Here is a 20,236-nt window from a genome sequence, read left to right on the forward strand (position 1 = left end):
GCTTCAGGAACGGGACGGCCGAGGTGCGATCGCGCACCCGGTCAGTCGCAGCGGTTGATTTTCTTGGCGATCCGCAGACCCCGCAGCTCGCTGCGGAGGTCGATGGCCACGACGCCCTCTCCGCATCGCTCGAACGCGTCGCGGGCATCGTCGTAGCGGTCGCCCACCTCGTCGAGCGTGTCGCAGACGCGGTCATGGTTGCCCAGGCGGGCTTCCTGACGCGCCTGGAAGCGCAGGGCGTTCGCCTCGTCGACCTTGCGCTGGGCTTCGATGCAGGACGGCAGGGCCGACGCGGCGGAAGTCAGGGCGAGGCCTGCCAGGAGGCTGGCGAGGCAGCGGGTCAGAGTGACCGACTTGGCACTCACGGGAACACTCACACACGGTTTGTGATGGCAGATCCGCGGGCGGTCCTGCCGGGCTTCTCGGAGCGGCTCAGGTCCACTCCTTCTCTGTCCGCTGAAACAGTGAAGCTGACGTGAAAGTTCCGCCCCGAATCACCGCTTCCGGCGCAGTCGGGAGGTCAGGATTGCGGAGAGTGGCACGGGGGCCGCACCCATCGGATCGACGCCGACATCGTACTGCTTCGGCATCGGCTTGAGCTTCCCGTGGCTGTGGCCGTGGAGGTTCAGCGCGCCCCGGCTCATGCCGTTCCAGGTACGGAACGCGTAGTGGCAGAGCACCACCATCCGCCCCTCGACGGCGAGTTCCGCGTAGTGCCGGACCGACGCCCAGCCGGGCGCCGTGAGCGTGTCCGGCCCGTCGTTGTTGCCGGCGATCAGGTGCTTCTCGCCGTTCAGTCCGGCGAGGATCGCGCGGATCCGGTCACCGCTCGGGCCGAGGGCGAAATCGCCGAGGTGCCAGACCGTGTCGCCGGGCGCGACCGTCGCGTTCCAGGCCGCGATCAGGCCGGCATCGTGGGCCTCGAGGTCCGGGTAGGGCCGGTGGTCGAAGCGCAGCGCCCGCGGATCGCCGAAATGCGTGTCGCCCGTGAAGAAGATGGTCACCGGTCCGCTCCGCCTCGCCTCAGCGCCTTCCTGGACGCCTTCCTCGACGCCTTCCTCGGCGCCTCGCCCGGCAACGCCGCCGGACTGCCGCCGAAAGCGGCACGCGGCCGCGTTGTTCCCGCCGGCCCGCGTCCGCCTGGCGCGTTGACGGCCCGCGCGCCAGGGTCGAAGCCTCGTCGGGCGAGGCGCGAGCGGAGGGGCACAGGGCATGCTGGGAACGGTGGGGTTCGCCTTCCTGGCCGGCCTGCTCTCGGTGCTCTCGCCCTGCGTGCTGCCGCTGATCCCCATCGTGCTCGGCACGGCGGCGGCCGAGCATCGCCTGGGTCCGGTGGCTCTGGCGGCCGGCCTCGCCATCGCCTTCACGGCCATCGGGCTGTTCGTCGCGACGATCGGCTTCACCGTCGGGCTCGACGGCGACGTGTTCCGGCGCACCGGCGCGGTGCTCCTGGTGCTCCTGGGCGTCGTGCTGATGCTGCCGCGGCTCCAGGCCCGGGTCGCGACGGCGGCCGGCCCGGTCGGCGCCTGGGTGGAGGATCGCTTCGGCGGCGTCGGCACCGGGGGATTGCCCGGCCAGTTCGCCGTGGGCCTGCTGCTCGGCGCGGCCTGGAGCCCCTGCGTGGGACCGACCCTGGGGGCGGCCTCGCTCATGGCGGCGCGGGGCGAGCATCTCGGGGGCGTCGCCCTGACCATGCTGGCCTTCGGGATCGGCGCCGCGGCCCCGCTGATGCTCCTGGGCCTCGTCTCCCGCGAGGCGCTGCTGCGCTGGCGCGGCGGCCTCGCCGCGGCCGGCCGGGCCACGAAGGCCGCGCTCGGCGCCGTGATGGTCGTGCTCGGCCTGCTGGTGCTAACGGGGCTCGACAAGCGGGTCGAGGCCGCGGCCGTCGCGGCCTCGCCGGACTGGCTCAACGCGCTGACGACGCGCTACTGACCGCGCGAGGCCCCCAGGTTATCCGGAACGGAGTTCGGCCATGAGCGATGCCCCCCGCCTGACCAGTCTCGCCCACGGAGGCGGCTGCGGCTGCAAGCTCGACCCGGCCACCCTGCGCCAGCTCCTCGCCCAGCAGCCGGCGGCGGGCCCGTTCGAGCGGCTCCTCGTCGGCAACGAGACCGCGGACGACGCGGCGGTGTGGGAGCTGGAGGACGGCACCTGCCTCATCGCCACCACGGACTTCTTCACCCCGATGGTCGACGACCCCGTCGATTTCGGCCGGATCGCCGCGACGAACGCCATCTCGGACGTCTACGCCATGGGCGGCCGGCCGCTGTTCGCGCTGGCGATCCTCGGGATGCCGCTCGGCAAGATCGACCCCGAGGTGGTCGCGCGGATCCTGCGCGGGGGCGCGGAGCAATGCGCCGCGGCCGGCATCCCGGTGGCGGGCGGCCACTCGATCGACGCGCCGGAGCCGATCTACGGTCTGGCGGTGATCGGGACCTGCCGCCGCGAGGCGGTGCGGCGCAACGCCGACGCGGTGGCCGGGGACGCCGTCCTGCTCACCAAGGCCCTCGGGGTCGGGGTCTACTCGGCGGCGATCAAGCGGGCGACCCTCGACGAGGCCGGCTACCGCGACTTCATCGCGACCACGACGCTGCTTAACCGGATCGGGACCGATCTCGCCGCCGAGCCCGCCGTGCACGCCCTGACCGACGTGACCGGATTCGGCATCCTGGGGCACGGCCTGGAGATCGCCCGCGGCGCCGGCCTCACGCTCACCCTCGAGGCCGACGCCCTTCCCCTGCTGCCGCAGGCGGAGGCGCTGGCGCGCGCGGGCGCGGTCACCGGCGCCTCGCACCGCAACTGGGCGGCGTTCGGCGAGGCCGTGGACCTGCCGGCCGACTTCCCCGAGTGGCGCCGCCATCTCCTGACCGATCCGCAGACCTCGGGCGGGCTGCTGGTGACCTGCTCGGCCGACCGGGCCGACGCGATCCTGGCGCGCATCCGGGCGGCCGGCTACCCGGCGGCGGCCCGGATCGGCCGGATCGAGGCCGGCCCGGCGCGGATCCGCGTGGCGGCCTGACGGGCCGCCCGCCCCGAGAGGCAATCTTCAACCTTCCCGTCCACTCTGCCGCCCCGCACGAGACCCGAGCCGCCGCCAGAGCCGCCGTGACCGACGCCGCAGACATGTCACCGCCCGCCCACGGCGTCGCCGGCTGGCCGTTCGGGCGCAGCGCCGGCGCGCCGGCCCGTCCCGCGTCGCTCCCCGACGGGCGTCCGTGGCCGCGGATCCGCGTCGTCACGGTGGCCGGCGCGGGTGCCGCGCTCGCCGAGACCGTCGCGTCGGTCCTGCGCCAGGGCTACCCGGAACTGCGGCACGACCTGCTCGACCCGGCGGCCGGCCGCGCCGCGGCGGCGCGCATCCTGTCGGCTTCCGATCCGGAGCACCTGTTCTGGCTCCGCGCCGGCGACCTGCTCGCGCCCGGTGCGCTGACCGCCCTGGCGCTGGAGGCCGCGCTCACCGGCGCCGACGCGGTGGCGGGGCTGCGCGTCCTGTTCGACGACGCCGTCCGCGGCCTCGACGGCCCCGGGGCCGCGGACGGCGGGATCCTCTGGCGGCGGGACGCCCTCGCGCACGCGATCATCGACGCCGACGGGACGCTCGACGCCGCCTCCGCCTGGTCGGCGATCCCCGCCGATCGGCGGAGCCTGATCGGCCGCCCGATCATGCTCCACAGGCTCGACGCGCCGCCGCCCCCGCCCGCCGCCGGCCTGTCGATCGTGTCGCTGACCGGGACCGGAACCCGCGGGGGCGCGGGCGTGGCCCAGCGCCGCCTCGCCGAGGCGCTGACCCTCGCGGGCCACCGGGTCGCGGAGGTGACGCTGAGCGGACGCCCGGAGGCCGCCGAGTGGCGCGACGACTTCCCGCAGGCGGAGGCCGCGGTCGCGGCGGCCGCCCCCGATCTCGTCCTCGCCGGCAACCTGCACGGCGCCACCCGCAGCCTCGACGTCGTCGGCCGCCTGGCGCGGCGCGGTCCGGTCGGCCTCGTGCTGCACGACCTCTTCCCCCTGACGGGCCGGTGCGCCCACCCCCGCGACTGCGGGCGCGCCGCCTCCGGCTGCGATGCCGCCTGCCCCGGCCCGGACGAGTACCCGGAGCTGGCGCCCGGCCGGATCGCCGGGATGCACGAGCGCAAGCGCGCGGTGCTCGCCGGCGCCGCGCCCGGATCCCCGACGCGACCCTCCGCGCCCTGGCTGCTGGCCAATTCCGACTGGACGCTGGCGCGGGCGCGCGAACTCGCCCCGCCCGGCAGCGTGATCGAGCCCGTGCGGCTGGCCTTCCCGACCGCCGTGTTCCGGCCCGGCGATCGCGCGGCGCTGCGCGGCACGCTCGGCCTGCCGGCCGACGACGTCCTGATCCTCGTCTCCTCGGTCATCGTCGACGGGCCCGACAAGGGCTTCGCCGACCTCAGGGCCGCGCTCCAGGCCGTAGCGGGCCCGGGCGTTGGCGTGGTGGCGGTCGGCCGGCTCGACGACCCGGCCCGGCTCGGCGTCGCGAACCTGTACGCGCCCGGCCTCATCGCCGACGAGGCGCTCCTGGCCGCGTGGTACGGGGCCTGCGACCTCCACGTCACCGCCAGCCGTCACGAGACCCTCGGGCAGACGCCGATCGAGGCCGGCCTGTGCGGGGTGCCGACGCTCGCCTACCGCACCTCCGGCCTGACCTCGGCCGTGATCGACGGCGTGTCGGGCCGCCTCGTACCGGTGCGGCCAGGCGCCCTCGCCGAGGCGCTGGCGGCGCTGGTCGGCGACAGCGAGGCGCGCGCGCGGCTCGGCGCCTTCGCGCGCATCGCCCTGGAGAGCCGCTACAGCCCGGCCGCCTCCGCGCTGTCGCTGGACGCGGTCTTCCGGCGTCACGGTCTGCCGAGCGCGCCGACGGGCCCGCGCTTCGCCCCCGGGATGCTCGGGCACTTCCCCTTCGCGGCGGACCTGCGGGCGGGCGCGGCCGGCACCGTCCCGGCGGTCTCGCGCCCGCTCGTGCGCCGGCTGCGGCGGGCCAAGCAGATGGTCTTCGGGCGTCGGATGCCGCTCCTCGTGCGCCGGTGCCTCTACCTCGCCGGCGCGCTGCGCCGGAGCCAGACGTGACGGCCCGCGACGACAGGGCCGGCGACGCGGCCGGCGACGTGGCCGGCGACGTGGCCGGCGACAATGCGGGCGGCGCGCGGGCGGCGCCGACTCGGCGACGGATCTACCTCGATCAGACCCATCTGCGCGCCCACGTGACGGGGATCGAGCGAGTCACCCTCGACCTGTTCGCCCCGGACCGGCTCGCCCCGCACGCGGTGCGGCCGGTGACCGCGGGCTCCCTGCCCGGCATGGTCGCCGCGCAGCAGCTCGGCCTGCCGGCGCGGGCGCTGATGGATCGGGACGCCCTGTTCCTGTTCCCGGGCTTCCCGCCCGGGCCGCTCTGCGCCGTCGCGGCGTCGCGCTGCCTGCTCTACGTCCACGACACCTTCCTGCTCACGCGGACGGAGGATCTGAGCCTGCGCAGCCGGCTCTACATGAGCCCCAGCTTCGCCCTGGCCCTGCGCTGGTGCCCGAACCTGTTCGTTAACAGCCGCACCACCGGGGCGGACGTGCGCGTGCTCTGCGCCCGACGCGCCCGCGTCGCCCTGCTGCGCCCCCCCGTCCGCGACGCCTTCGGGCTCGCGCACCTGCCGGGACCGGCTGCCTACGCGCCGGGCCGGCCGCTGCGCATCCTCGCCATCGGCACCATCGAGCCGCGCAAGAACTATCCGGCGACCCTCGCGCTGACGGCGGCGCTCATCCGTGCCGGTATCCCGGCGGAGCTCCACCTCGTCGGCCGGGTCGGCTGGGGACAGCACGCCTTCCTGGACGCACCGCCGCCGTTCCTGCACCGCCACGGGTACCTCGCCGACGCCGAGCTGCGCGCCCTCGCGGGGTCGTGCCACCTGCTGGTCTCCACCTCCAAGGCGGAGGGCCTCGGCCTGCCGCTGCTGGAGGTCCAGCACGGCGGCCTTCCGGTGGTGGCGCCGGACGACCCGGTGTTCCGGGAGGTCCTGGGGGCGTCGGCCCTGCTGATCCGGCCGGAGGAGCCCGACGCGGCCGCGGGCGCCCTCGCCAGCTGGATCCGCGACGGCGCCCTGCCCCGCGCCGCCGGAATGAGTCGGGCCAACGTCGCGCGCTGGAACGCGATCGCGGCCGAGGACGGCGCGCGCTTCCGGCGCTTCCTGGCCGGCGATCCCGCGGCTTACGATGCGCTGGAGTCAATTGTCGCACACGCGGGCACCGCCTGAGGCGGCCTGCGTAGTCCCCAACAAATCGGGAACTTTTCATGCTCGATTGTCGTGACAGTCAGGACTGCATCTGTAAGCGATATCTGCCAGCTTCCTGAAGCAAGTGCCGCATCGGGGCGACACTACTGGTCCGGTATGTTGATTGCTGGGCTCCCGAAGAAGGCAGCGCCTCGGGCGGGCACCTGTTCCAGATCGGCACGGAGCTGGTCACAAAGGGAACGGGCGACGGGGCGGGTGACGGGCGGCGGTCTCCGCCGAGGCAGGTCAGGGAGCGAGGCGTATGTTCGACTTCTCGACGCGGATGAGCGGCGAACGGCCCGTGCGGATGGTGCTGCCGCAGGTCGCACCGCCGACGGACGGCCGCGTGATCCTGCGGCGGCTGTGGCGCGGCAGCGGCTTCATCGTGCTGGGCGGCCTGTTCATGGTCGCCGTCGCGGTGGCGCTCCTCGGCCTGATCCCGCCCCGCTACACGTCGAGCATCCAGATCCTGGTGGATCCGAGCGACCTGCGCGTCGTCGAGAACGACGTGAACGCGCGCCAGCCCCAGGCCGACAGCGGCGTGTCGATCGCCGAGAGCCAGGTGCGGGTGATCCAGTCCGACAGCGTCCTGCGCCGGGTGATCGCCAAGCTCCACCTCGACCAGGACGACGAGTTCGTGCTGCCGGACGGCAACAATCCGACCCTCACCTGGATCAAGGGCGCGCTGGGCATGCTGCCCCCGCCGGCGAGCCGCGACCCGGTCTTCACGGCCCTCGACACGCTGCAGAACCGGCTCACTGTCCGGCGGGCCGAGCGGACCTTCGTGATCGACGTCTCCGTTCAGTCGCGCGATCCCGAGAAGGCCGCCCGCATCGCCAACGCCGTCGGCGACGCCTACTTCGCCGAGGAGGCCGCGGCCCGGACCGAGACCGCGCGGCGCGCCTCCGACGCCCTGGCGGGGCGGCTCAACAGCCTCAAGCGCGACGTCGAGCAGGCCGAGAGCGCCGTGGTGCGCTACCGCGAGGATCACAAGCTCGTGGCTGCCAGCGGCCGCCTGCTCACCGACCAGCAGCTCGGCGACCTGAACCAGCAGCTCGTCACCGCCTCCATCAAGACCGCGGAGGCCAAGTCGCGCCTCGATCAGGCACGCCGGATGCGGTCGTCGGATCCCAGCACCGCTCTGCCCGAAATGCTGCAGAGCCTGGAGATGCAGGCCCTGCGGCAGCAATACGCCACGCTGTCCCGCAACACCGCGGAGCTCGCCACCCGCCTCGGCGAGCGCCACCCGGCCATGGCCGAGCAGTACGCCCAGCAGCGTGACCTGCAGCGCCTGATCCAGCGCGAGAAGGAGCGGATCATCGAGACGACCCAGAAGGATTACGACCGCGCCGCCGCGAGCGAGGCCGCGATCCGGGCCAATCTCGACCGGGTGAAGAACGAGACCGCGTCCAGCGACCGGGCCTATGTCGGCCTGCGCGAGCTGGAGCGGACCCTCGACGCCCGCCGCGGCATCTACGAGGCCTATCTGAAGCGCGCCCGCGAGGCGAGCGAGCAGGAGCGGCTCAACACCACCAACGTCCGGATCATCTCGGCGGCGGTCCCGGCGCGCCAGCGGACCTTCCCGCCCTCCCCCAAGATCGTCCTGCCGGTGGCGCTGGTCCTCGGCCTGCTGCTCGGCGGCGGCATCGCCCTGCTGCTCGGCGCCGACAGCGACCGTCGCCGCAGCCTGCGCGCCGCCACCCGGCCGGCCGCGAGCTTCCGGGCCGCCGATGCGTGACATCGGCGAGATCAGCCTCTACCTGGGCGCTATGGATCCGGTCCTCGGGGAGGCACACACGGTGAGCGCCCCGGCCCCCGCGGCGTCCGGATCGCCGCAGACGGGCGCGACCGTCGAACTCTTCGGCTACCGGTTTCACACCGGTCCCGCCGCGACCCTCGTAGCCGACGTCGCGGCCCGGCGTGACGGCCGCCCGCGCATGATCGTGACGGCGAACGTCGATCACATCGTCCAGCTCAGCGAGAACGCGCCGTTCCGCGAGGCCTACGCGCGCGCCGCGGCCCGGACCCTCGACGGGATGCCGCTGGTCTGGCTGGCCCGGAAGGCGTGCGCCCAGCCCGTTCACCGGATCACCGGCCACGACCTCCTGGGCTGCGTCCTGGCCGACCCGCCGGCCTTCGCGCGGCGGGTCTTCTTCGTCTCCGCCCGACAGGACGCGGCGGACGCGCTGGCGACCCGGCTGCAGGCGGCGGGCCTTCCGCCCGGCGCCGTGGCGAGCGCCGTGCCACCCTTCGGCTTCGAGCACGACGCGGCCTACAGCCGCGCCCTGGCGGAGCGGATCCGCGCCCACGGGACGACGCTGCTGGTGATGGGCGTCGGCGCGCCCAAATCCGAGATCTGGGTGGATCGCCACGGCCAGACGCTCGGCGAGCCGGTGGTCTTCTGCGTCGGCGACGCCCTCAACGTCGCCGCCGGGTTCCTGCCGCGCGCCCCGCGGCTGATGCAGCGCCTCGGCCTCGAGTGGATCTACCGGTTCCTGCAGGCGCCGCGCCGGCTGTTCCGGCGCTACTTCATCAAGTCGTGGCGCTTCATCGGCCTCGCCGCGCGCGACCGGTTCCGGCGGCGCGCCGGCTGACTCAGCGCCGCTCCGCGAACAGGTCCGGCCGCCGCAATTGGAGCGCGAAGAGCAGCGTCAGCGACTTCATGTCGGTGATCGCGCCGCGGCGGCCCATGGCGGCCAGTTCCGGCAGCGGGATCTCGTGGACCGCCACGGCCTCGCCCTCGGCGGCGAGACCGCCGCCGGTGCCGGTCCGGTCGGCCTCGCCGTAGGCGGCGAGGAACAGGTCCATCCGCTCCGTGGAGATCCCCGGCATCGACCAGGCACTGGCGACGAAGTCGAGGGCGCTGAGGCGCAGGCCCGTCTCCTCCATCGCCTCGCGCCGCGCCTCGTCCTCGGAGGCGCCCTCGTCGAGGAGGCCGGCCGGCACCTCGATGTGGCTCGGCGGCCCGCCCGAGTAGAGGACCGGCGCCCGGAACTGCGAGACGAGCGTGGCGACCCGCCGGTCGGGATCGTAGGGGAGCACCGCGACCGCCCGCCCGTGATCCTCCATCTCCCGGGTGATGCGGCTCCCGTCCTCCTGCATCACCTCGGCGACGAGGTAGCGCGCCCAACCGTCATGTACGAGGCGCACGCCCCCGATCCGTGGTGCCATTCCGATCTCGCCCTGCTCCTGGAGCCCGACGGATCGTTCAGGAATGCGGCGGCCTTGCGGACACGGTGATGCGGAAGCGCAGGCGCCCCGCGGGCGGCCCGTCCAGACGCTCGGCGGCGTCGAGGCGGGCGCCCTCCTCGCGCACGAGGTTGGGGATGTCGAGGGCGGCCAAGGGGTCGGTGCAGGTCACCACCAGCGTCCGGCCGGCGGCGAGGCCGCGCAGCGCCTTCCGGGTGCGCAGGACCGGGAGCGGGCATTTCAGGCCGCTCAGGTCGAGGTCGACGCAGTCCGGATCCTCATCCCGCACGCCGGAAGCTCCCGAACCGGCGCGGATGCCGGCCCCGGCGGTCTTAGGCACCGCGGCGGCCCGGCGCCAGCGGCGTCCTCACCACACGTGATAGCCGAAGGCGGGTCCGGAATAGCTGTCCGGCGCCGTCCAGACATAGCGGGGACCGTTGTAGCCGTACTCGAAGCCGCGGCTCGGGACCGGCGCGTAGGCGTAACCGTAGCCGAACGGCGCGGGATAGCCGTACTCGCCGTAGTAGCTGTACTGCGGCCGCCCCCGCGCCGCCACGGTGCCGGCGATCCGGCCGCCGGCCCCGTGATGCCAGCGCCCCGGGGCCGGCCCAGCGCCTTCCGACCGCGCCAGGTCGGCCGCTCGCGCCGTGCTCGAGGCCACCGGAACGGAAGCCATACCGGCGAGGATGACGGCGATGATGCGGATCATGATGCGGCCTCTCCCCGGGCGTCGCGCCCTGTCGAAACGTTCCATTAGCACGTTCCAACGGCGATTCGCGCGGCCGGCGTGAGCCGTTCAGCCGGGTGCTAGAAGACGCATTCCGTGAAGGCCGGACGCACGCAGGCGCCCCAGCGACCCTCGTAGTCGGCGAGGAGATCCTCGGCCCGCGTCCGCCCGGCCGCGACGACGGCCTCGAGCGGCTGCAGGTAGATCACCTCGTCCCGGCCCTCGGCGTCGCGGCGGCCCCGCGCCCGGAGGCCCGCGCGGGCGATCGCCAGGGCCTCGGCGGCGACGGCCCCGAGCGTGGTATTGGCCACCGGCGTCGCGAGCCCCAGGCGCGGCGCCGTGGCGCGCGCGGCCTCGCGGTTGGCGAGGCTCCACCCCTTCACGAGGTCGAGGGCCGCGTCGAGGGCCGAGTCGTCGTAGAGGAGACCGGTCCAGAAGGCGGCCTGGGCGGCGATCATGCCGGGGCCGCCGACATCGGCGCCGCGCATCTCCAGGAAGCGCTTGAGCCGCACCTCGGGGAAGGCCGTGGAGGCGTGGTTGGCCCAGTCCGAGACCGTGGCGAACTCGCCCGGCAGCTGCGGGAGCTTGCCGGCCATCAGGTCGCGGAACGAGGCGCCCGACACGTCGTGGTAGGTGTCGCCCCGCTTGACGAAGTACATCGGCATGTCGAGCAGCCAGTCGACGTAGGCCTCGTAGCCGAACCCCGCGTCGAAAGCGAAGGGCAGCATCCCGGTCCGGTGGGCGTCCGTGTCGCGCCAGATCTCGGACCGGCGCGACAGGAAGCCGTTCGGCCGGCCGTCGGTGAAGGGCGAGTTGGCGAAGAGCGCGGTCGCGACCGGCTGCAGCGCCAGGGACGCGCGCATCTTGCGCACCATGTCGGCCTCGGAGGCGAAGTCGAGATTCACCTGCACGGTGGCGGTGCGCAGCATCATGTCGAGACCGAGGGACCCGACCTTCGGCATGTAGCCGGCCATGATCCGGTAGCGGCTCTTGGGCATGACCGGGGTCTCGTCCCGGCGCCATTTCGGGCTCATGCCCAGCGTCAGGAAGCCGATGCCCAGGGGATCGGCCACCCGCTTCGTGGCGGCGAGGTGCGTGGCGAGTTCCGCCGCCGTGGCGTGCACGTCGGGGAGCGCCGCGCCGGACAGCTCGAACTGGCCGCCGGGCTCGATCGAGATCGCGCCGCCCGCCTCCGCCGACAGGCCGATGATGTTGCCGAGATCGAGGATCGGCTCCCAGCCGGTCTCACGGGCGAGTCCATCCAGGAGCGCCCGGATGCCGCGGTCCCCCTCGTAGGGGACCGGCGCCCGGGTCTCCCGATAGAACGGGATCTTCTCGTGCTCGGTGCCGATCGCGAAGCGCGCGCGCGGCTTCTCGCCCGCCGCGAACCATTCGATCAGTTCGGCGCGCGTGGTGAGCGGCGTGGTGTCGTTGCTGTCGCGCGCCATGCGCTGCCTGCCCGTGCGTCTGACTTGTGCCTGGGAACGGGCGCGCCGGACTGCTCCGACGGATCCACCCGGTACAAACCCGCTCTCGCGAGCGGGATCCGGGCGGACACCCGCCCCCGACCCCGATGAGCACGCGGCGCAGGCGGCGTCCGATCCGGGACATAATCGAGCCGCCGTGAACCCACAACGCGGCGGTCTCGACCGGCGCGCCGCTTCACGTCTGATCCGGGGAAACAATCGACCGGCGCGGTCCTTCCATGTGCGCGGGCACACATGGATCGGGGCAGCGCGCGTCAGCGCGCGTCGCCGAGCACCGCCTGCACCAGCGTCAGCACGGCGACGGCGGCGGTGTCGGCCCGCAGGATGCGCGGCCCCAGGGAGAGCGCCACGGTGTTCGGCCGCGCCCGGATCAGCGCCCGCTCCTCCTCGGAGAAGCCGCCTTCGGGACCGACCAGCACGGCGAGCGGAGGGGGCGCCAGCGGGTCGCCGGCCGCCCGCAGGGCCGCCACCGGGTCGCGCACGGGCGCGTCCTCGTCGCAGAACACGAGGAGCCGCCCGGGCGCGAGGCCCGCGAGAGCGGCCGGCAGGCGCTCGGGCTCCGGACAATCGGGAATCGCCAGGATCCCGCACTGCTCGGCGGCCTCGACCGCGTTGGCCCGCAGCCGGTCCATGTTGACGCGATCGCCCTGCGTGAACCGGGTGATGACCGGTCGGATCGTCCCGGCCCCCATCTCCACCGCCTTCTGCGCGAGATAGTCGAGGCGCGCGCTCTTCAGCGGGGCGAACAGGTAGTGAAGGTCGGCGCCCGCGGGCTGCGGACGCGTCTGCGCGGCGACGTGCAGGTCGGCGCCCTTGCGCCCGGTCTGGACCAGATGGGCGCGCCACTCGCCGTGGCGGCCGTTGAAGACCAGGACCGGATCGTCCGGTCCCCGGCGCAGCACGTTGAGCAGGTAGTTCGCCTGAGCCCGGTCGAGGGGCAGAATCACCCCCGCCGCGAGATCGGCCGCGACGTGGAGGCGCGGAGCGGTGAAGTCATAGGCCGGCATGGCGGCGTGGTCGCGCGGGCCGGCGGGCCTGTCAACGCGGGGACCGCGACCGAAAGTGTTGCCGAATGGTTACGAGCCCCGGTTTTCGGCAGCCAGTCCACTGGTGCATGGCGCAGCCGGTTTGCCGCTCGAATGACGCCACAATCCTATGGCGAACCCAACGGAACGGAAGAGAGCCGGCCGCTCGCGGATTCGGCAGGGGCGTCGAGGGAGTCGCGGAATGGCGAAGGGGAGTCTGAAGCTGGGGGCGGCGGTGCTGGTCGGCACCGTCCTGTTCGGGACGGCGGCGTTCGCGCAGAGCGCGGCACCGGAATGCGGTGCCATCCAGAAGACCCTGGCCGAGCGCAAGGCTCTGGTCGGCCGCGCCAATGCGGCATCGCAGTCCAAGAAGAAGATGACCCCGCAGGAGGCCTGCGCCCTGTTCGGGAAGCTCCAGTCCAACGGCGCGGAGGGCATCAAGTGGATCGCCGCCAACAAGGAATGGTGCTCGATCCCCGATTCCTTCGCCGAGGGCTTCAAGGCCGACCACGTGAAGGTCAGCGGCATCCGCACCAAGATCTGCAGCGTCGCCGCCCAGGCGACCAAGATGGAGGCGCAGGCCCGCGCCCAGGCGCAGGCCCAGGCGGGTGGCGGCGGCGGCGGGCTGCTCGGCGGCCCGGGCTTGACCGGAAGCTTCAAGCTGCCGCAGGGCGCTCTCTGAGATCGTCTGAGAGGATCGCGGATCCGGCGCGGGTCCCCCCTCGGCAGCGGCGGGGGACTCACGTGCGGGACGACCGGAGATCCGACCGATGAACGGCACGGTGTTTGACGACGGGCGGCCGGCCGACGCGGTCTCCGGGCACTGGGTCGACCGGCGGGCGCCCCGGCCCTGGCGCCCGTACCTGCGCCTGGCCCGGATCGACCGGCCGATCGGCTGGTGGCTCCTCCTCCTGCCCTGCTGGTGGTCGGCCGCCCTGGCGGCGATCGCCGCGGACCAGGCCTTTCCCGACCCCTGGCACTGCCTGCTCTTCCTGATCGGCGCCGTGGCGATGCGCGGGGCGGGCTCGACCTACAACGACATCGCCGACCGCGACCTCGACGCGCAGGTCGAGCGCACGCGCCTGCGCCCCCTGCCCTCGGGCCAGGTGCGGCCGCGCCACGCCGCCCTGTTCCTGGTGATCCAGGCCCTGATCGGGCTGGCCGTCCTGCTGCAGTTCAACGCGGAGGCGGTGATCATCGGTCTCTGCTCGCTGCTGCCGGTGGCGATCTACCCGTTCATGAAACGGGTCATGCCTCTGCCGCAGGCGATCCTGGGACTGGCCTTCGCCTGGGGGGCTCTGATGGGCTGGGCCGCGGTGTTCGCCCGCCTCGATCCGCCGGCGCTCCTGCTCTACGCGGGCGCCCTGTGCTGGGTGATCGGCTACGACACGATCTACGCGGTGCAGGATATCGAGGACGACGAGATCGCGGGGATCCGCTCCTCGGCCCGCCTGTTCGGCCGGCACGTGCGGCTCGCCGTCGGGCTCTGCTACGCGCTGGCCGCTCTGTTCGTGGTGCTGGCCGCGCGCGGGGCCGGAGCGGGGCTCGTCGGGTATCTGGGGGTCGCCGCCTTCGCCGGGCACCTCGCCTGGCAGGTCCTGTCGCTGCGCGAGCGCGACGGGCGCGGGGCTCTCACGCTGTTCCGGTCGAACCGGGATGCGGGCCTGATCCTGTTCGTCGGCCTCACCGCCGACGCGCTGCTGCGCAACTTGTTCTAAGGGCCGTCGGCGCCCTCAGGTGCGGGCGATGATCTCGTTCTCGCCGCGGAAGATCTGCGGGCGCGCGGGGAGCCGGCCGGTCTTGCGGCGGGCCAGGAAGCGCGGGCGACGGCGGCCGAGACCAGCGTGGCGGCGACGGATGCGGACCTGACCGAGAATCAGCCGGCCGATCTGCTGGGAGACCGGGACGAGGAGGCCGTCCTCCCGGACGATCATCCGCACGAGGCCCGCCCGCGCCGCGATGTCGCGCCACAACGCGACCACATCGTCCTCCTCGAAGCTGCCGAGGCGCTGCAGCACGTCGCCTTCTTCGTCGACGAGGATCAGGCTGAACCGGTCGGCGCCCACGATCTCGGCGTCCTCGGTGGCGTAGGCGAGCGCGATCCCGACGGCCCGGCGCGCGCCGGGGGTGCGGCCGATCACCGGCAGCGGCGAAGCGACGAAGCGGGGCGCGGTGTCGGCACCGTGCATCGGGTGTCCTGCGTGGCTTTTGTCCGTGGCCGGGGAAGTGTTCATCGGTCCGAGTCCCTGGAGCAAGTGGCGACCCCTGTCGGGCCGTCCGTTATGCCAAGCAAAATCGCACCCGAACTCCTCCGCACCGCTTAAGAGCCGTCGTTAAGCGAATCTGGACAGCGCTGTCATTTGCGGAATGCTCAATGCTTCCTTGAATGCTCAACATTTCCTTGCGCAGATCGGTCGTTATCGATCGATCAACCAGCATCCTTGTGGCGCTGCGGGCGCCGCCGTACAACGGGGCGACCGGGCGCGCGATCCTCCGCGCCGGGTCTTCTCAGCCCGACCGGGTGAGCCCAAGCGGGCCCGGACGTCCGCCCGTCGGACGGGCGGGCCGGCGGGGCCCTCGCGGGCCGCACGGATTCCACGCGGAGCGCGATGCCAGAGCCTCTCACCGACGATGCCGTATCCGCCCTGATGCCAGAGTTGCGCGCCGTGATGCGCGAGGCCGCCGACATCGCGCGGCCGTTCTTCAGGCTCGGCGGGCAGACTTCGGCCCGCATCTGGTCGAAGGCCGGCGGCTCGCCTGTGACCGAGGCGGACGTCGCGGTCGATGCCTTCCTGAAGGTGCGTCTGAGCGCCCTCGTGCCGCGGGCGGCATGGCTGTCGGAGGAGACCGCCGACGACCCGGCGCGCCTCGGCCACGACCTCGTGTGGATCGTCGATCCGATCGACGGGACGCGGGCGTTCCTGTCAGGCCATCCGGACTGGTCGATCGCGGTGGCGCTCCTGTCGGGCGGCGAGCCGCTGATCGGCTTCGTCCACGCGCCGGTGGGCGACGCGGATTACGAGGCCGTGCGCGGGCGCGGCGCGACGCGGAACGGTGAAGCGATCCGCGTCGATACCAGGCAGAGCCTGCCCGGCGCCCGCGTCACCGGCCCGAAGCCGATGCTCGACCGCCTGGCCCGGGGCGCCGGAGCGGACCCGGATTTCGAGGTGATCGCGCGGATCCCGTCCCTCGCCCTGAGGCTCGCCCGCGTGGCGGACGGGACGGTCGATATCGGGATGATTTCCGGGAATGCCCGCGACTGGGACCTGGCCGCCGCCGACCTCGTTCTGCGCGAGGCGGGCGGCGTGGTCTGCGATTTCTCCGGGGCTGCGACGCCGTACAATCGCGCTGACCCGGTGCACGGCGAGTTGCTCGCCGCGCCGGTGGGTCTGCGCGACCCGGTGCTCGCCGCCTGGGACCGCTGAGGCCGAGGCCCCGCGTGTCCGCGGCGAGCGGCCTCAGGCCGTCGCGGTCTCGCGGATCTTCACCGCGGCGGGCGCGAGCCCGAGACGCTCGGCGAGATGCCAGTGCAGTTCACGCGGAGAGTGGTAGTTGTAGGACCGGTCGATCAGGTCGCTGAGATCGGCCCCGGTCTGGTCCGCGGTCTTGGCCCGCGCCAGCTTGCCGACCCGGAAGGTCGGGGCATCGGTGACGGGGGAACGGACGCCGCGGCGCCGTGTATACTCGAATAACATCACTGTCTTTTCTTTTCTGGACCGGACGTTGGCTGCGCCCGGCGTCGTTTCTGGGATATTGCCTCCGACGCGACCGGAACCCGGGCAGTCTCGCCCGGGCAGGCAGCGTCGGAAGGGGGAACCGCGTCTGGCGGCCGCTTCATGCGCCACCCGCAATCCTCAGTTGCACACTTCGGCGCACTGAGGGCGCGGGAAGCGCCTCGGAACCCGCGACGGTCAGGCCGCCTGCAGGTTGCCGGCGGCGTCCTTGCCGCTACGCTTGTCCGTGAGGATCTCGTAAGCGATCCGCTGGCCTTCGATCAGGTTGCGCATCCCGGCGCGCTCGACGGCCGAGATGTGGACGAACACGTCCTTGCCGCCGTCGTCGGGCTGGATGAAACCGTAGCCCTTGGTCTCATTGAACCACTTCACAGTGCCGGTATTCACGTAGTGTACCTCGTTCGTCCATAGGCCATCCGCGCGGCACGAGGGCCGCGTGATGCACCACGGTCTTTCTGGATTTGGCCAGTGCGGCGGGGCGCGAGTCGCTGAACCTTGAACAGCGTCAGCCTCGGTGGATAAGCCCCCCGAGGACGTATTTAGGCGTAGGCTGCGGCCGCAACAAGGCATGGGCGGCGTATCATCTGCGTCGCAGGCCGGGATCGGGAGGGGGCCGAGCGGCACCGCCCCCTGTGATTCCGGGCATTCACGATGCATATACGGAATGCGCTCAAGCAGTTAAGGCGCGTGGCTCTGGACGATACATGGCAGGCATCTCGGTCTCGCTGGACGGTGCGAACATCCAGCTCTCCTTCCAGAAGGACGATCAGGCGACGGCGGTGGTGATGGATGCCCGCGCCGCCCGGGCGCTGGTGCGCGCCGTCGGGCAACTCCTCACGGCGATCGACGATACGGACGAGCCCGACATGGCCGACGAGATGGGCGACGAGGAGGTCGCCATGCTCGACGTGACGTCGTCGGCCATCGAGGTCGGTACCGACGACGAGGGCCAGGCGGTGGTCGCCCTGCAGGCCGGCGCCCTGCCGCCGTTCCAGCTCCGCCTGACGGACGAAGAGGCCCGCCACGTCGTGACGAGCCTCTCCGAGATCCTCAATGCCCCGCGCGACGTGCGGACCTCGCACGGCGGTCACTGACGGCCGGGCGCACCGCCGTCGCGGGCGCCGTCACATGCGCGTCCCGGGATCTGTCGGCGTGCCGGGGAAGATGTCCGGCTCGGAGCCCGGACCGCCGGGTTCGCCGATCCCCGGATCGTTCACCGGATAGGGCGTGCGCGGGCCGGTCGGGCCGATATCGGGCTCCTCTTCGGGCGTCGGCGGGGGCGGCGGCAGGTCGCCGGGCGTGGGCTCGGGAAGGCCGGGATTGGCCATGACGCGACTCCTGATGGTTGGGATGGGGACCAACGGGCCGCCTTCCCCGGGGGTTCCGATCACCGGTCCGGGGTCCGCTCCCGGACGCGGCCGGGCGGCGGAGGGCCGCGGGAACGGGCGGCACGAGCCTCCGTTAGCCGGGCAGATCCCCCGACCGGAGACCGCCATGCCCGACATCCGCCACGCCAAGATCCTGATCCTCGCCACCGACGGTTTCGAGGAGAGCGAGCTGACCGTCCCGCAGGCCAAGCTGGCCGAGGCCGGCGCCGCGGTGACCGTCACCGCCCCGCAATCGCGCCAGAGCAAGGGCACGATCCGCGGCTGGGACAAGACCGACTGGGGCCGGGAGGTCGCGGTCGACACCGACCTGGAGCAGGTCGACCCGGCATCCTACGACGCCCTCGTCCTCCCGGGCGGCCAGATCAACCCGGACAAGCTCCGGCTCGAGCCCCAGGCCCTCGCCCTGATCAGGAGCTTCCTGACCTCCGGCAAGGTCGTGGCCGCGATCTGCCACGCCCCGTGGCTGCTGATCGAGACCGGCGCGGCCAAGGGCCGCGACCTGACCTCGTTCAGCTCGATCCGGACCGACGTGATCAATGCCGGCGGCCGCTGGCACGACAAGGACGTCGTGACCGACCACGGCATCGTCACGAGCCGCAACCCGGGCGACCTCGACGCCTTCTGCGCGAAGATCGTCGAGGAGATCCAAGAGGGCGGCCACGGCGCCCGCCAGCTGGCGGCGTGACCTGCGCGGGCGCCGGACGACCGGCGCCCCCGCTCAGCCGCGGCCGCGCTCGCCGGTGACTTCCAGCACCGTGCAGCCGCGGATCGGGCGGCCGTACTCGTCCGCGCCCTCCACGGTCACCCGGTGGGCGCCGGGGGCGAGGTCGTCCGGGAGCCGCGCCGTCCAGATATGGGTCGAGGGCACCGCCTTCACCCAGCTCTTCTTCGTCTCCGGGTAGCGCTCGTAGAGCTCGGTGACGAACGGGTCGGGGCGGCGGGTGCGCGCCATCGGCCGGGGCGGTGCGTCCCCGACCCGGAACGCGAGGCGCGTGCGCGGGCCGCCGTCGAACACGTTCACCACCAGGGTCGTGTCGGCAAGCGCGTCCTGCGGCACCGGCGGCCGCAGCCCCTGAACCGGCCGGGTCCAGCGCACCACCTCGGGCGCGCCGGCCCGCAGCTCGCTCTCGAACAGGATCCGCATGGTCTCGTCCGGCTGCCCCTGCGCGGCGACGTAGCGCGTCGTGTAGTCGGCGCCGCGGATCGACAGGACGTGGAACCCGTTCGGCGTGCCGTCGCGGCTGTCGGCCGAGGGGATGCCCGTGCGGGTGTCGGGACCGCTCCACCACGAGCCCGAGACGGCGGTGAGCACGTGATGGTGGTGGCCGTCGGCGAGGTAGTGGTGCTCGGTCGTGTGTGTGTGGCCGGCGAGGCTCAGCACCTTGCGGCCGGCGAGCAGGTCGAGGAGCGCGGCGCGGTCCGTGGTGTGGGTGCGGGGCTCTTCGGGGCCGGTCTCGGTGTGCAGGGGGATGTGCATGGCCAGCACGATCAGGTCGTCCCGCGGGATCTCGGCCAGGAGGTTGCGCAGGAAGGCCAGGCCGCGGTCGCCGATTCGGCCCCGGTAGGTGTTGGCGCCCACCGGCACCGGCGGCCCGAGCCACTCGACGTTGTCGAGCATCACGAACCACGCCCGGCCGTGCCGGAACGCGTAGGTCGGCGCGCCGAACACCCGCTTCCAGGTCTCGCGGCTGTAGCGCGCGTCCGGCGCCTGCATGTTGAGGTCGTGGTTGCCCGGCAGGCTGTACCAGGGCAGGCCGATCCGCCCGACGATCCGGTTGGACCGGCCGTAGAGCGAGAGATCGTCGAACAGCACGTCGCCTGTGGTCAGGCCGAAGGCGGCCGGGATCGCCATGGCGCGGGTGACCGCGGTGTCGCGCACGTGGTCGAGTTCGAACCGGCTCTCGGGCTGGGGATCGGTGAACAGCACGACGTCGAAGTCGTCCGGCTCGTCCGCCCGGGTCAGGGTGAAGTCGATCGAGGCCGGGAGCGGCCCGGTGGGCGCGAGGCCGCGATAGCGCAGGCCCAGCTCGGCGGGCGTGCCCCCGGGCTGGTGGATGTAGGAGTGGCGCGGCACGTTGTCGGCGTCGCGCGGCAGGGCGTAGCCCGGCGGCTTGATGACGAAGACCGCGCCGTCGCCCGGCATCGGCAGGCGGTATCGACCCCGCTCGTCGGTCCGCGCGATCTCGCGACCGTTGGACACCAGCACGCCCGGCAGCGGGACCGGCTCCCCGCCGGCCGCGTCGCGCGCGGAGACGATCCCGGTGGCCTCGGCGGCCTCGGTGGCCTCGGCGGCTTCCTGCGCGCCGGCCCGGCCCGCGACGAGGCCGAGGGCGGCGGCGCCCGCCATGGTGCTCCGGCGGGTCAGGCCTCCGGGCTGGGTGTCGCGCGACATCGATGGCTCCTGCACGGCTTCG

General features: G+C 73.2%; 23 protein-coding genes. 11 read left to right on the forward strand and 12 right to left on the reverse strand.

Going from position 1 to position 20,236, the window contains the following annotated elements:
* Positions 1 to 41 precede the first annotated feature (41 nt).
* Together ACX9MN_RS21080 and ACX9MN_RS21085 are read right to left on the reverse strand one after the other, a co-directional pair.
* Entirely contained in the window at positions 42 to 365 is a 324-nt protein-coding gene (locus ACX9MN_RS21080) for a hypothetical protein (protein WP_012322287.1), read from the reverse strand.
* 129 nt (positions 366 to 494) lie between these two features.
* Entirely contained in the window at positions 495 to 1,004 is a 510-nt protein-coding gene (locus tag ACX9MN_RS21085) for a metallophosphoesterase (RefSeq protein WP_056531711.1), read from the reverse strand.
* Positions 1,005 to 1,212: 208 nt separating this feature from the next.
* Here ACX9MN_RS21085 and ACX9MN_RS21090 point away from each other — a divergent pair, with 208 nt between their 5' ends.
* The 6 genes from ACX9MN_RS21090 (at position 1,213) to ACX9MN_RS21115 (ending at position 8,866) form a co-directional block, all read left to right on the forward strand.
* Positions 1,213 to 1,932 (forward strand): cytochrome c biogenesis CcdA family protein, encoded by a 720-nt coding sequence (locus ACX9MN_RS21090; protein ID WP_489725330.1) that lies wholly within the window; start codon positions 1,213 to 1,215, stop codon positions 1,930 to 1,932.
* A 40-nt stretch (positions 1,933 to 1,972) separates the two neighbouring features.
* A complete protein-coding gene (gene selD / locus ACX9MN_RS21095; RefSeq protein ID WP_020090658.1) occupies positions 1,973 to 3,019 on the forward strand; it encodes a selenide, water dikinase SelD in 1,047 nt (348 codons plus the stop codon).
* A gap of 86 nt (positions 3,020 to 3,105) precedes the next feature.
* The gene (locus tag ACX9MN_RS21100) at positions 3,106 to 5,082 is read left to right on the forward strand and encodes a glycosyltransferase (RefSeq protein WP_489725331.1); all 1,977 of its coding nucleotides are present in this window, start codon (positions 3,106 to 3,108) and stop codon (positions 5,080 to 5,082) included.
* Positions 5,079 to 6,254 (forward strand): glycosyltransferase, encoded by a 1,176-nt coding sequence (locus ACX9MN_RS21105; RefSeq protein ID WP_489725332.1) that lies wholly within the window; start codon positions 5,079 to 5,081, stop codon positions 6,252 to 6,254. The genes ACX9MN_RS21100 and ACX9MN_RS21105 overlap by 4 nt, the downstream gene beginning before the upstream one ends.
* A gap of 280 nt (positions 6,255 to 6,534) precedes the next feature.
* Positions 6,535 to 8,010, forward strand: a complete 1,476-nt coding sequence (locus ACX9MN_RS21110) for a GumC family protein (RefSeq protein ID WP_020090661.1) — start codon at positions 6,535 to 6,537, stop codon at positions 8,008 to 8,010.
* A complete protein-coding gene (locus tag ACX9MN_RS21115; RefSeq protein WP_091925421.1) occupies positions 8,003 to 8,866 on the forward strand; it encodes a WecB/TagA/CpsF family glycosyltransferase in 864 nt (287 codons plus the stop codon). Before ACX9MN_RS21110 ends, ACX9MN_RS21115 begins: the two co-directional genes overlap by 8 nt.
* A gap of 1 nt (position 8,867) precedes the next feature.
* Here the strand turns inward: ACX9MN_RS21115 and ACX9MN_RS21120 are convergent, their stop codons facing one another.
* The 5 genes from ACX9MN_RS21120 to ACX9MN_RS21140 all read right to left on the reverse strand — a co-directional run bounded on the left by ACX9MN_RS21120 (position 8,868) and on the right by ACX9MN_RS21140 (position 12,682).
* Positions 8,868 to 9,443, reverse strand: a complete 576-nt coding sequence (locus tag ACX9MN_RS21120; RefSeq protein ID WP_012322279.1) for an NUDIX domain-containing protein — start codon at positions 9,441 to 9,443, stop codon at positions 8,868 to 8,870.
* A gap of 37 nt (positions 9,444 to 9,480) precedes the next feature.
* Positions 9,481 to 9,750 (reverse strand): sulfurtransferase TusA family protein, encoded by a 270-nt coding sequence (locus tag ACX9MN_RS21125; RefSeq protein WP_489725333.1) that lies wholly within the window; start codon positions 9,748 to 9,750, stop codon positions 9,481 to 9,483.
* A 78-nt stretch (positions 9,751 to 9,828) separates the two neighbouring features.
* Positions 9,829 to 10,170, reverse strand: coding sequence for a hypothetical protein (locus ACX9MN_RS21130; protein ID WP_489725334.1), 342 nt, complete (start codon positions 10,168 to 10,170; stop codon positions 9,829 to 9,831).
* A gap of 98 nt (positions 10,171 to 10,268) precedes the next feature.
* Entirely contained in the window at positions 10,269 to 11,636 is a 1,368-nt protein-coding gene (locus ACX9MN_RS21135) for a glutamate--cysteine ligase (protein ID WP_447680925.1), read from the reverse strand.
* A 293-nt stretch (positions 11,637 to 11,929) separates the two neighbouring features.
* On the reverse strand, positions 11,930 to 12,682 hold the full coding sequence (locus ACX9MN_RS21140) for a 16S rRNA (uracil(1498)-N(3))-methyltransferase (RefSeq protein WP_056531698.1): 753 nt from the start codon (positions 12,680 to 12,682) through the stop codon (positions 11,930 to 11,932).
* 220 nt (positions 12,683 to 12,902) lie between these two features.
* Here ACX9MN_RS21140 and ACX9MN_RS21145 point away from each other — a divergent pair, with 220 nt between their 5' ends.
* Both ACX9MN_RS21145 and ubiA read left to right on the forward strand, forming a co-directional pair.
* The gene (locus ACX9MN_RS21145) at positions 12,903 to 13,382 is read left to right on the forward strand and encodes a hypothetical protein (protein ID WP_020090668.1); all 480 of its coding nucleotides are present in this window, start codon (positions 12,903 to 12,905) and stop codon (positions 13,380 to 13,382) included.
* Between the two features lie 88 nt (positions 13,383 to 13,470).
* The gene (gene ubiA, locus ACX9MN_RS21150) at positions 13,471 to 14,418 is read left to right on the forward strand and encodes a 4-hydroxybenzoate octaprenyltransferase (RefSeq protein ID WP_020090669.1); all 948 of its coding nucleotides are present in this window, start codon (positions 13,471 to 13,473) and stop codon (positions 14,416 to 14,418) included.
* A gap of 15 nt (positions 14,419 to 14,433) precedes the next feature.
* On the opposite strand, the gene ACX9MN_RS21155 is transcribed toward ubiA, so the two are convergent.
* Positions 14,434 to 14,889, reverse strand: a complete 456-nt coding sequence (locus ACX9MN_RS21155) for a DUF6101 family protein (protein ID WP_020090670.1) — start codon at positions 14,887 to 14,889, stop codon at positions 14,434 to 14,436.
* Positions 14,890 to 15,309: 420 nt separating this feature from the next.
* Here ACX9MN_RS21155 and ACX9MN_RS21160 point away from each other — a divergent pair, with 420 nt between their 5' ends.
* Entirely contained in the window at positions 15,310 to 16,125 is an 816-nt protein-coding gene (locus tag ACX9MN_RS21160) for an inositol monophosphatase family protein (protein ID WP_489725335.1), read from the forward strand.
* A 33-nt stretch (positions 16,126 to 16,158) separates the two neighbouring features.
* Here the strand turns inward: ACX9MN_RS21160 and ACX9MN_RS21165 are convergent, their stop codons facing one another.
* Together ACX9MN_RS21165 and ACX9MN_RS21170 are read right to left on the reverse strand one after the other, a co-directional pair.
* Positions 16,159 to 16,395 carry an AsnC family transcriptional regulator gene (locus ACX9MN_RS21165; RefSeq protein WP_091679178.1) on the reverse strand — a complete coding sequence of 79 codons (237 nt, stop codon included), beginning with the start codon at positions 16,393 to 16,395 and terminating at the stop codon, positions 16,159 to 16,161.
* 216 nt (positions 16,396 to 16,611) lie between these two features.
* Positions 16,612 to 16,821, reverse strand: coding sequence for a cold-shock protein (locus tag ACX9MN_RS21170; protein WP_012322269.1), 210 nt, complete (start codon positions 16,819 to 16,821; stop codon positions 16,612 to 16,614).
* Positions 16,822 to 17,138: 317 nt separating this feature from the next.
* Here ACX9MN_RS21170 and ACX9MN_RS21175 point away from each other — a divergent pair, with 317 nt between their 5' ends.
* Positions 17,139 to 17,528 (forward strand): hypothetical protein, encoded by a 390-nt coding sequence (locus ACX9MN_RS21175; protein WP_020090673.1) that lies wholly within the window; start codon positions 17,139 to 17,141, stop codon positions 17,526 to 17,528.
* Positions 17,529 to 17,558: 30 nt separating this feature from the next.
* Here the strand turns inward: ACX9MN_RS21175 and ACX9MN_RS21180 are convergent, their stop codons facing one another.
* A complete protein-coding gene (locus ACX9MN_RS21180; RefSeq protein ID WP_012322267.1) occupies positions 17,559 to 17,762 on the reverse strand; it encodes a hypothetical protein in 204 nt (67 codons plus the stop codon).
* A 166-nt stretch (positions 17,763 to 17,928) separates the two neighbouring features.
* On the opposite strand from ACX9MN_RS21180, the gene ACX9MN_RS21185 reads away from it, so the two are divergent.
* Positions 17,929 to 18,507, forward strand: a complete 579-nt coding sequence (locus ACX9MN_RS21185) for a type 1 glutamine amidotransferase domain-containing protein (protein WP_489725336.1) — start codon at positions 17,929 to 17,931, stop codon at positions 18,505 to 18,507.
* A 33-nt stretch (positions 18,508 to 18,540) separates the two neighbouring features.
* Here the strand turns inward: ACX9MN_RS21185 and ACX9MN_RS21190 are convergent, their stop codons facing one another.
* Positions 18,541 to 20,214 carry a calcineurin-like phosphoesterase C-terminal domain-containing protein gene (locus tag ACX9MN_RS21190; RefSeq protein ID WP_489725337.1) on the reverse strand — a complete coding sequence of 558 codons (1,674 nt, stop codon included), beginning with the start codon at positions 20,212 to 20,214 and terminating at the stop codon, positions 18,541 to 18,543.
* Positions 20,215 to 20,236: the final 22 nt, after the last annotated feature.

The sequence above is a fragment of the Methylobacterium sp. 1A genome (assembly GCF_058072805.1).